Below are 8,939 nucleotides of genomic sequence, written 5' to 3'. Positions count from 1 at the left end.
CAATCAGTGAGGTTAGAAACTAATTTAGTGTAAACTCTAATCTATAACTTTTGTAAACCATGTATATTAACGAACATTATAAAAAACATTTCGTCCTTAATTATTGACAGTTGAGTAAACAAGAATTTGACTAAATCAACTAATTGGAGAGCTTTATCGAGTAAAACTAGCGAGTATGAAACTTCTAATAATCGGTGGAACTGGAAAGACGGGAAGAAAATTGATTGAACAAGGGCTCGCACAAGGGCATGAAATAACGGCAATTGTTCGAAAGCCTAAAAAGTTAAAAATTGATGCCCCAAATTTAAGAATCGTAAAAGGAGATGTATTAATTCCTGAAAGCATTGAAAGTTCATTTCAAGGACAAGACGCTGTCCTTTCCGCATTAGGACATAAACGTTTTTTTATAAAAACAACCATTCTTTCTAGAGGTACAGTAAATATTATATCAGCTATGAATAAAAATCATTTAAAACGTTTTATCTGTATTACCTCTCTCGGCATAAACGACAGCAGATTCAAGCTTGGATTATACTACACCCTTTTCACTATTCCTGTAATCTTATTTTTCTACTTTTTAGATAAATCGAAACAAGAAAAACTAATAATGAGAAGTGGATTAGATTGGACAATTGTTCGTCCTGGTCAACTAACGAATGGAAAATTAAGAACTAGTTACCGTCATGGCATGAAGATTGGGCATTATTTACTAACCAAAATGATCTCCCGTGCTAGTGTTGCCCATTTTATGCTAAAAAATCTGGAATCTAATATTTATCTTCACAAAGCAGTTGGAATTACGAACTAAAACTGTAGCTAACAACGTGTCCTATGAAAAGCCCTAGTCCAGTTCTCTAAAGTTCAAATAAAGGATGAAATGAAGAGAAGAATTAATCGTAACTTGTGGGAAGAATGGTCAGATATTTAAGTCGTTTTATATTAATTAGCTTATGAAGGTCAAATTCCAAACTAAGAAAGAAAGTAATTTAGAGCAAGAGCTTACATTTTTAAGTCTTAGCCCAGGAGAGCGTTTTAGTTATTGGTTAAATTTAATGGTAATTTCCCAACAAATCCCCAATGACTTCCCGGTAGCTAAAAGCGATAATTTCTTGATTGTAATTGAGCGTTAGATTCAATGAAGAATTGGCAAGAAAATATCAAAGAGTTTGTTTCAAGGGCAAATAGTCATAACGTTAGAATGATTATGGTAGGAGGCGGGGCCGTGCAATTTCACGGATACCCACGAAATTCATTGGACGTTGATTTTTGGATAGATACTTCTAAAGAAAACTTCGATAAATTATTGAAGGTCTTTAACGAAATGGGATACGAAATTGAGCGCTTTCCACAGAAGGTATTGGATAGGGAGCAAAACATTACAATAAAGTTTGCCCCTGTAGATTTGAACTTGGAACTCATTACCAATTTTTCGGTCAATAAATCTTTCAATGAAGCCTACAATTCAGCTAAGGAATTTTCTTTTGCTAGCGATAAGAATTCAAAAAGCAAAGTTCTTGCTTTTGATGATTTAATTATAAGTAAGGTTAAAGCAGGAAGGCCAAAGGACCTTTTGGATGTTCAAGAATTAAATCGTGTCAAAAAAATCAGCGTTTTAAAGTCAAACGAGTTAAGCAACGAAACTATAATTGCAATGGCCGTAACTTTTCATTTGGAAAATGAATATCCCAACAAGATTCCGAACATTACAGCCTTTTATCCCAATGGAGCATTATCAAAGGCTTTTAAAGAGGTTTTTGATATTGTTTTAACTAAGGGGCAATTGAAAGAAATTGATGCTGTTGTGGAACAAAAACAAAATAGGGATAGAGGTTATTCCCTATAGTAAAGATTCAATAAAACGATGGCACGAAAGAGAAGTGAACATATCATTCATAAGGATGAAATTGAAATAGGACCATTTCAACTTCAATTAATGTTCGGCCCTTCATGGAAAGAGGATATGGAAATAGCAGTAAATTCGATTTTATGTGATTGTGGTGCCCAAACTAAGAAGTTGGTTAACTACAAAAGTTATTTAAACGACCTTAATGATGTTATTCTAAAAGGTTTGTGCAATTCTTGTAATACTATTGCCGCCAGATATATTGAAACTGGAGAGCGAAAGGGCATTGAGAAAATCGCGAACAAAATAAGGCAGCTAAACAAAGAGTAAAGTTCAGAAAAACGATGAGATAGGACACTTTCTCGGCGATCCAAAACAGAATTAAAAAGTCTAAATAAAGGATGATATCTCTATTTAGTATCTAGCCCAACCACGAAATCACTCTTCTTTATAAACTCTTTTTTGTGCTAAATATCTTATCTTCAACTAAAGAAACAAACATACGAGCCGAGACCGTTGTAAGCCATTTAAGAGAACCCGCAAATGAATAAAGTTTTAACATTCATACTAATTCTAACCCTTAAGAATATTGGATATTGCCAAAGCAAACAAATTATAGGTGAAGTGAAGAGTTTTGAAAACGATGAACCTTTACCATATGTCAATATCGGAATTGCAAATAAAACGGTCGGAACAGTTTCTAATGAGAATGGAATTTTCAAACTTGACCTTAACGAAAAGGCAACTTCAAAAGACACAGTCATTTTTTCATTCATAGGTTTTAAGACAAAAAAATATTTGGCCTCGGAATTGATTAACAAAAAAAAGACTGTTTTATTACAGCCTCAGAATACGGAATTGGACGAAGTTGTTGTAACAACTAAAAAAATAAAACTCAAACCAAAAAGAATTGGACGAACATCCAAAGGACTTGGATTAACCCATTCAAATTTTTATTCCTATTACGAAAAAGATGTCGATGACCGCTTAAGCAAAGAAAGAGGGATGAAATTCAAAATCAGAAAAAACTGTCATATTCAGAATTTGAATTTCAACATTACCTCAAACGACTTCAAATCTTTAAAGTTCAGGGTAAATATCTACAAAATTGAAAATGGACTTCCAACAGACCTGATAGTCCAAAAAAATATCGTTTTTGAAATAAATGACAACTTTCTAGGTTGGTTCAAAGTTGATTTGGAGCCTTACGACATTTATCTGAAAGAAGAATTAGAAGAAATTGCAGTAACCATACAATGGCTTGAAAGTGTAAAAACCGATAAGAAAAGTAAATACTTTGCCATTTCAACTGCCAGTTCGCCAACACATACAGCGTATTTTAGAGAAAAGGCAATGGATGGTTGGACTAAAGGTGGGCAAAATTTAAGTTTCTATCTAAATGCTATTGTAAGCTTCCCTTAAAACCGAACTGTTTAAAAGTAGAATTGATTAACTTTAATTCTAGGAAGGTAATTGATTAAGGATGAGAAAGGACACTTTCTCGGCAAACCAAAATAGAATTAAAAGTTCAATTAAACGATCTTAAGATTTCTATCCTCTTTTTTTAAAAAAATCAATTATTCAATTCTTTCATAATACATAGCTGGGCTATCGAAAGCCAAACAACTTCCATTTGAAAGTATTTGCTCATTGTCCGAAACGAGCATTGTCTCTACATTACCATTTGAACAATAACTTAAAGAGTCAATGTCAACTTCATAGGTAAATATTAGATACTCCCGATTTTCGGTAGTAGTTATATCATATGTACCGTTCATATTTCCTTGTACAAATTCGTCCTGAAATTCCTTGGAAAATGTCCCATTATCGTTAAGCACATAAATTTCACTAACGGAAATTTCTTCCGCATTAATAATTTCCCCGGATAATCCGGCGTTGATAGAGGATAATTCCCAAGTTTGAGGAAAATCCGTGAGCGAAAATTTCAGTATCTCGACAGAATTCTCATCATTTGAGCAAGAAGAAATAAATATAAATGCTAAAAGACCTATTTTAAAGCGCATAGAATAATCTTAGTGTAGCTTTTTTATTAGATGCCCTAATTACAAATTGGTTGCGAACTACTTTCCTTATATCAATTTATTTTTTGCTGACATTTGATGATTTGGTTGGATTCTTATCTTATATTTAATAAGTCCAAAGTTCAAATAAAGGATATTAAGCGTGATGATAATTTGTTCTTTTTTTGATTCTAACCTTTAGACCAAAACAGGATGAACAGGGGAGAGATTATATTGTATGATGATAAGCCAAGTATAGAAATACGGTTGGATAATGACACCATTTGGTTGAATCAAAGACAAATGGCAGAGTTGTTTGATAAAGATACTGATACCATTGGCCTACATTTGAAAAATATCTTTGCCACCAAAGAATTGGATAAAAGGGCAACTACCGAGAAATACTCGGTAGTTCAGAAAGAAGGTAATAGACATGTAAAACGTAAAGTTTTATTCTACAATTTAGACGCCATAATTTCAGTTGGGTACCGAGTAAATTCAAAACAGGGGACCCAATTCAGAATATGGGCTACTCGTACTCTAAAAGAATATCTAGTCAGGGGTTATGTAGTCAATGAAAATAGGTTGGCCCAAAAGGAAGAGGAAATCCAAATACTTAGAAACGGTATTTCGATATTGGGCAGGGCAATGGAAGAAAAGTCAAACCATGAAAGTAATGAATGGCTGAGACTGTTTTCCCAAGGTTTGGAATTATTGGATGACTACGATCACGAGAGCTTGGACAAGAGAGGCCTAACCAAAAAAGAAGCCATATTTCCTAGCATAGAGGAATACCAGGTACTTATCCAACAGATGTCAACTGAATTTGATTCTGACGTTTTTGGAAGGGAAAAGGACAAAAATTTTCAAAGCTCCCTAGCACAGATCACCAAAGGTTTCGGAACGGAGGATTTTTATCCTACTATAGAAGAGAAGGCGGCCACATTACTATACCTGATTACTAAAAACCATTCTTTTGTTGATGGTAATAAGCGAATAGCAGCAGCATGTTTTCTTAAATTCCTAAGTGCTAACAGCATGCTTGTTTCTCAAAATGGCAAAGCAATTATCAGTAATGATACCTTGGCAAGTTTAACTCTATTCATTGCCTCCAGTAAGCCGGAAGAAATGGAAACGGTAAAACGATTGGTGATTAGTGTTTTAAATAGAGGTAATTAAATCAAAGTTCAAATAAACGATTTAATTTTCGCTGCTCATTTAGTAATTTTATGCTAAAGAGATATATTAAAACTCGTCGACAATAATCTTTCATGACAAAATGAAGAATTATAATCTTTATAAATGTAAGGTGGAGAGGTCTAGAATAAATGGTAATTATACTGTATGGTTACCTGAACAGGAGGACAACGATTTTGTCCAAATGATTGTAGATAATAATTCATTTAGTCATGGAACATTTTGGGAACGTTTATTAAAGGTGAGTGCAAATGAATTTGGCCTTGATATTTCAGAAGTATATTTTGCACCAGAAGCGGATGTTTTTGTCTCTTATACTAGTAGTTTTCAATTGGCTAAAGAAATGGAGGCTATTTTTAATAACCTAATCACCAATTTTGAATTTCTAAGGCGAATGGTTATTATTAGCGGAATACAATACAACTATAACTAAGGTTTAATTATAGCCATTATGGAACTCGCCACTATTATCTATGTTTAATATTTGAATTCACCTATGAAGACTTTAACTTTTCAGTAAATAAAAGTTCAAATAAAGGATAGCTAAACATACGAGCCGAAACGTTACAACACATTTTGAAACTAACGAAAGAATACATAAAGAACAATTATCTAATTTTAATAATTAAACTATTAATAATAAGTTTTTTTATAATATCAATTGTTGTCGGGATTCAAAGAACAACAAAGTATTATTACGCATTTGCTATTTATGAAAATAGCAGATTTACAGAGTATTTGAATATATTAAAAATTCAAAATTATTTTAAATCAACAATTGTTTTACTGATTCCACTTATTGGAGTTTTTATATATAAAAAAATTGGCTGGATACTCATAACTTCTTTTAATTATTTCGTTATTTCTGCTATTGTATTTATGTCTGTTTATTTTTTTAAAGACATGTCAGCTGAAGATTTTTTGAATGAAAAGTATGGAATTTTTCAAGTGTTAACGTTCATAATAATTATTACCATTCCTTTAATAATAATTAATAAAGAGAAAATTAGGAATGGAACTTATGGAATATCTAAATCGAATATGATAATCATGAATATTGGTTCTTCGTTACTTGGGATGGGAATGACAATACTTCTAACATATTTAAATCAATAAAAACGTGCTACAACAATACCTCCTATGAAAAACCTTAGCCAAGTCCATAAAAGTTCAAATAAACGATGAGATAGGACACTTTCTCGGTAAACCAAGTTATAATTAAAAGTTCAAAGAAAGGATTATTAACTTAGACACATAAGTCGGATATCAGCAATGATTATTTCCTATTGTTGTGTACAATTTGTGTACTTGATTATCATACCAATTTTTGGTATATTTGATATAAATTAGTACTCAAATGAACAAAAACACATCTATATCACTCGGAAATTATTTTGACCAATTCGTGCAAAATAGCATACGCGAAGGAAGATTTAAGAACGTTAGCGAAGTTATTCGTGCAGGATTAAGACTTTTAGAAGAAGAAGAAAGTAAAGTAATTGCATTGAAAAAAGCTATTCAAGAAGGAATTGACAGCGGAATAGCTCACGACTTTGACCCAAAAAAACATCTTGAATCTCTAAAAGCGAAAAAGCACTCGAATGGCTGAATATAAGTTGACCAATAAAGCTGTTGAGGATTTATCAAAGATTTGGGACTATACCTTTGAGGTTTGGTCGGAAAAACAAGCCGACAAATATTACGGTGAACTTATTTCTAATTGTCAAGAAATTGCTGAAAACCCAGACATAGGGAAATTCTACGAAGGAATATCAAAACAACTTCTCGGAATGAATGTAAATCGACATATAATATTCTACAGAACTTTGAACGAAAATTATGTTGAAATAACGAGAATATTGCACGAAAGAATGGATTTGAAGAAAAGAATATCTGAATATAAACTACACACATCAATGTATCCTATGAAAAGCCTTAGGCCAGTTCATAAAAGTTTAAATAAACGATGAAAGTCCAAAAGGCAATATTGTTAAAGTATATCAGAAATGATATCCCGGCATTTGTGATTGCCGGTCATGATTTATTTGCCGTGCCGACCATGGAGGCCTATTATCAGGCCGCAAAGGAAACGGGGTGGATACTGAATTTTAAAGGACATGAATCTAGTCTTACGGGAAATGAATGATTTTTAATAAAATACGTGCACTTTTTCTGTGACTTAAGGGCCGTCATTTATGATAATTTAGGATGCTTTTATTTTCTCTAATGAGCGATACTAATGAGAGGATATCACTTTTTTCTTCTCCTCAAATTCCTCACTTGTTATCTCCCCCATGGCATATCTACGTTTTAAAATATCAAGGGGAGTATCCTCTTTTTGTGGATAAAAATGACCTTGCCTTGACTGCATTAACAAATACAGGCCTACCGCGACAACTAAAAGAATGATTGCCCAAAAGATCCAAATACCCGGTGAACCCCAGTGGTTATCGTGCATACCCCAAAAACAATTATTGTCATGATACATAGTCATTTATTTAATGATTTAAAAAGCTCGTTGTACAAAACAGCCGCGATATAGCCGAACAACCAACAAAGCAAAAATATCCCGGCCATTCCCAATGCGCTTTCTCACCAATGAATATCCATTCGGACAATAGAACCCATATCTATACCATGGCAAAGGCTATTGGCAAGAGCATGAATGTTTCTCTGTCCACTAACTGCATCAATAATATACAACCTAAATAAAATAGCACACCCGTAATGCCCAAGGCCAAGCCCGACCTTTTCGGTGAAAGACTGTTCATTATTTTAGTTTTTTTATTCGCTCCTGGTATTCTTCCTTGGTTATTTCCCCATTGGCATACCTTCTTTTTAAAATATCCAAAGGGGATTCCTTTTCTTCCCGACGAGCCTGGCTCCCAAAAATGTCAGTATTGCCCGTTGCCCTTATCACAAAAATAAGGATGAAAATTACAATCGGTATCCAAATAATCCACATCATAGCTTTCACTTCATTAAAAACAGTTCACTGCCATGTTGGTTATTGATTTCCTTTCCTTATGAATAGGACGCATTATACTTTCTTTGTCCATTTTTATTCTTCATTGACGATTATGCGGCATCATACCACCGGACTTTCCCATTTGCTGCATCATACTCATCATATGTTTGTTGCCCATCATCATTCCGCCCATCAAATTGGACATGGTTGAATCTTTTTCCATTATGCCCATCATGTTGTCCATCATCATTTTTGCCATAGCGGTATCCTTTTCCATCATATTCATAATCATTTGACGATTGCCCATCATTTTTCCTATCATACCCTGGTGTCCTTCCATCATCTGGATGGCATGATCATTTTTCATCATTTGTTCCATCATCTCATTCATCATATCATGATCTTTGCTGATGGCTACCATAATTTCTTCACGCCGTTGCCCATCCTGAAGGATTTCAGCGGTACTCTTTGCTTGGTCCGTACATCCGGTGATCATAACCATAAGCATCAAACCATGGATAAATTATAAAGTTATCATAATATCAAATTTTTGTCTTATTACCATAATGGAACGAATTAGTTATTGAATGCAAAATGACATAGGTCATATAACTGGTAATATGTATGTTGATCTGGTCTATTCTTTATTATGTAATAAGATTATGAAAGACAATTATTTATGATGTTTTAAGGCTTGGCTAATTATTACCCGATATCACTCTTAAATGTTGCAAAAATTTATCAACCCTAAAGGGGTGGTTTAAGAAATAACTCCCGACGCACACTTATTTTTTTATTTTAGAAAGTTTATTGAGGAATAGATATAGTTCAAATAAAGGATAGTTGTTTAGTTTAAATTTTATTCATAAATTGAACCATTATTATTAATATTGGTTCATTATGGCGGTAA

At 33.3% G+C, this 8,939-nt stretch carries 15 protein-coding genes and 1 pseudogene; 11 read left to right on the top strand and 5 right to left on the bottom strand.

From position 1 onward, the window contains the following. Positions 1-175: 175 nt before the first annotated feature. The 5 genes from PHU20_RS19915 to PHU20_RS19895 all read left to right on the top strand — a co-directional run bounded on the left by PHU20_RS19915 (position 176) and on the right by PHU20_RS19895 (position 3,265). Positions 176-808 (top strand): NAD(P)-dependent oxidoreductase, encoded by a 633-nt coding sequence (locus tag PHU20_RS19915; protein ID WP_274827167.1) that lies wholly within the window; start codon positions 176-178, stop codon positions 806-808. A gap of 142 nt (positions 809-950) precedes the next feature. Beyond that, complete coding sequence (locus PHU20_RS19910; protein WP_274827166.1) at positions 951-1,130, top strand: hypothetical protein; 180 nt, start codon at positions 951-953, stop codon at positions 1,128-1,130. Positions 1,131-1,135: 5 nt separating this feature from the next. Further along, positions 1,136-1,843 (top strand): nucleotidyltransferase, encoded by a 708-nt coding sequence (locus PHU20_RS19905; RefSeq protein ID WP_274827165.1) that lies wholly within the window; start codon positions 1,136-1,138, stop codon positions 1,841-1,843. A gap of 18 nt (positions 1,844-1,861) precedes the next feature. After that, positions 1,862-2,173, top strand: a complete 312-nt coding sequence (locus PHU20_RS19900) for a hypothetical protein (protein ID WP_274827164.1) — start codon at positions 1,862-1,864, stop codon at positions 2,171-2,173. Positions 2,174-2,386: 213 nt separating this feature from the next. Then, positions 2,387-3,265: a carboxypeptidase-like regulatory domain-containing protein gene (locus tag PHU20_RS19895; RefSeq protein ID WP_274827163.1), complete on the top strand. Its 879-nt coding sequence runs from the start codon at positions 2,387-2,389 to the stop codon at positions 3,263-3,265. 155 nt (positions 3,266-3,420) lie between these two features. Here PHU20_RS19895 and PHU20_RS19890 read toward each other — a convergent pair whose 3' ends face one another. Then, positions 3,421-3,867, bottom strand: coding sequence for a hypothetical protein (locus PHU20_RS19890; protein ID WP_274827162.1), 447 nt, complete (start codon positions 3,865-3,867; stop codon positions 3,421-3,423). A 210-nt stretch (positions 3,868-4,077) separates the two neighbouring features. Between PHU20_RS19890 and PHU20_RS19885 the strand changes: the two genes are divergently transcribed. The 6 genes and pseudogenes from PHU20_RS19885 to PHU20_RS19860 all read left to right on the top strand — a co-directional run bounded on the left by PHU20_RS19885 (position 4,078) and on the right by PHU20_RS19860 (position 7,207). Then, positions 4,078-5,043 (top strand): virulence RhuM family protein/type II toxin-antitoxin system death-on-curing family toxin, encoded by a 966-nt coding sequence (locus tag PHU20_RS19885; protein ID WP_274827161.1) that lies wholly within the window; start codon positions 4,078-4,080, stop codon positions 5,041-5,043. Between the two features lie 100 nt (positions 5,044-5,143). Next, positions 5,144-5,494, top strand: coding sequence for a hypothetical protein (locus tag PHU20_RS19880; RefSeq protein WP_274827160.1), 351 nt, complete (start codon positions 5,144-5,146; stop codon positions 5,492-5,494). 143 nt (positions 5,495-5,637) lie between these two features. Continuing rightward, positions 5,638-6,177: a hypothetical protein gene (locus tag PHU20_RS19875; RefSeq protein ID WP_274827159.1), complete on the top strand. Its 540-nt coding sequence runs from the start codon at positions 5,638-5,640 to the stop codon at positions 6,175-6,177. 241 nt (positions 6,178-6,418) lie between these two features. Continuing rightward, positions 6,419-6,670 (top strand): type II toxin-antitoxin system ParD family antitoxin, encoded by a 252-nt coding sequence (locus PHU20_RS19870; RefSeq protein ID WP_274827158.1) that lies wholly within the window; start codon positions 6,419-6,421, stop codon positions 6,668-6,670. Beyond that, positions 6,663-6,959: pseudogene (locus tag PHU20_RS19865) on the top strand (type II toxin-antitoxin system RelE/ParE family toxin); the annotation flags it as partial. The gene PHU20_RS19870 and the pseudogene PHU20_RS19865, both read left to right, overlap by 8 nt. A 68-nt stretch (positions 6,960-7,027) precedes the next feature. Continuing rightward, on the top strand, positions 7,028-7,207 hold the full coding sequence (locus tag PHU20_RS19860; RefSeq protein WP_274827157.1) for a hypothetical protein: 180 nt from the start codon (positions 7,028-7,030) through the stop codon (positions 7,205-7,207). A 90-nt stretch (positions 7,208-7,297) separates the two neighbouring features. Here PHU20_RS19860 and PHU20_RS19855 read toward each other — a convergent pair whose 3' ends face one another. The 4 genes from PHU20_RS19855 to PHU20_RS19840 all read right to left on the bottom strand — a co-directional run bounded on the left by PHU20_RS19855 (position 7,298) and on the right by PHU20_RS19840 (position 8,525). Continuing rightward, positions 7,298-7,555: an SHOCT domain-containing protein gene (locus tag PHU20_RS19855; RefSeq protein ID WP_274827156.1), complete on the bottom strand. Its 258-nt coding sequence runs from the start codon at positions 7,553-7,555 to the stop codon at positions 7,298-7,300. 136 nt (positions 7,556-7,691) lie between these two features. Continuing rightward, entirely contained in the window at positions 7,692-7,832 is a 141-nt protein-coding gene (locus PHU20_RS19850) for a hypothetical protein (RefSeq protein WP_274827155.1), read from the bottom strand. Next, on the bottom strand, positions 7,832-8,029 hold the full coding sequence (locus PHU20_RS19845) for an SHOCT domain-containing protein (RefSeq protein ID WP_274827154.1): 198 nt from the start codon (positions 8,027-8,029) through the stop codon (positions 7,832-7,834). The genes PHU20_RS19850 and PHU20_RS19845 overlap by 1 nt, the downstream gene beginning before the upstream one ends. Before the next feature lie 100 nt (positions 8,030-8,129). After that, positions 8,130-8,525, bottom strand: coding sequence for a hypothetical protein (locus tag PHU20_RS19840; protein ID WP_274827153.1), 396 nt, complete (start codon positions 8,523-8,525; stop codon positions 8,130-8,132). Between the last annotated feature and the right edge of the window lie 414 nt (positions 8,526-8,939).

Origin of the sequence: Maribacter polysaccharolyticus, assembly GCF_028882255.1 — a bacterium.
Taxonomy (GTDB): Bacteria; Bacteroidota; Bacteroidia; order Flavobacteriales; family Flavobacteriaceae; genus Maribacter_A; species Maribacter_A polysaccharolyticus.
This window is presented reverse-complemented; position numbering and strand designations above follow the sequence as displayed.

What these genes read in the sequence shown, in the direction of transcription:
- PHU20_RS19915 (WP_274827167.1), top strand. Translation starts at nt 176, where the DNA reads ATGAAACTTCTAATAATCGGTGGAACTGGAAAGACGGGAAGAAAATTG.
- PHU20_RS19910 (WP_274827166.1), top strand. Translation starts at nt 951, where the DNA reads ATGAAGGTCAAATTCCAAACTAAGAAAGAAAGTAATTTAGAGCAAGAG.
- PHU20_RS19905 (WP_274827165.1), top strand. Translation starts at nt 1,136, where the DNA reads ATGAAGAATTGGCAAGAAAATATCAAAGAGTTTGTTTCAAGGGCAAAT.
- PHU20_RS19900 (WP_274827164.1), top strand. Translation starts at nt 1,862, where the DNA reads ATGGCACGAAAGAGAAGTGAACATATCATTCATAAGGATGAAATTGAA.
- PHU20_RS19895 (WP_274827163.1), top strand. Translation starts at nt 2,387, where the DNA reads ATGAATAAAGTTTTAACATTCATACTAATTCTAACCCTTAAGAATATT.
- PHU20_RS19890 (WP_274827162.1), bottom strand. Translation starts at nt 3,867, where the DNA reads ATGCGCTTTAAAATAGGTCTTTTAGCATTTATATTTATTTCTTCTTGC.
- PHU20_RS19885 (WP_274827161.1), top strand. Translation starts at nt 4,078, where the DNA reads ATGAACAGGGGAGAGATTATATTGTATGATGATAAGCCAAGTATAGAA.
- PHU20_RS19880 (WP_274827160.1), top strand. Translation starts at nt 5,144, where the DNA reads ATGAAGAATTATAATCTTTATAAATGTAAGGTGGAGAGGTCTAGAATA.
- PHU20_RS19870 (WP_274827158.1), top strand. Translation starts at nt 6,419, where the DNA reads ATGAACAAAAACACATCTATATCACTCGGAAATTATTTTGACCAATTC.
- PHU20_RS19860 (WP_274827157.1), top strand. Translation starts at nt 7,028, where the DNA reads ATGAAAGTCCAAAAGGCAATATTGTTAAAGTATATCAGAAATGATATC.
- PHU20_RS19855 (WP_274827156.1), bottom strand. Translation starts at nt 7,555, where the DNA reads ATGACTATGTATCATGACAATAATTGTTTTTGGGGTATGCACGATAAC.
- PHU20_RS19850 (WP_274827155.1), bottom strand. Translation starts at nt 7,832, where the DNA reads ATGAACAGTCTTTCACCGAAAAGGTCGGGCTTGGCCTTGGGCATTACG.
- PHU20_RS19845 (WP_274827154.1), bottom strand. Translation starts at nt 8,029, where the DNA reads ATGATGTGGATTATTTGGATACCGATTGTAATTTTCATCCTTATTTTT.
- PHU20_RS19840 (WP_274827153.1), bottom strand. Translation starts at nt 8,525, where the DNA reads ATGATCACCGGATGTACGGACCAAGCAAAGAGTACCGCTGAAATCCTT.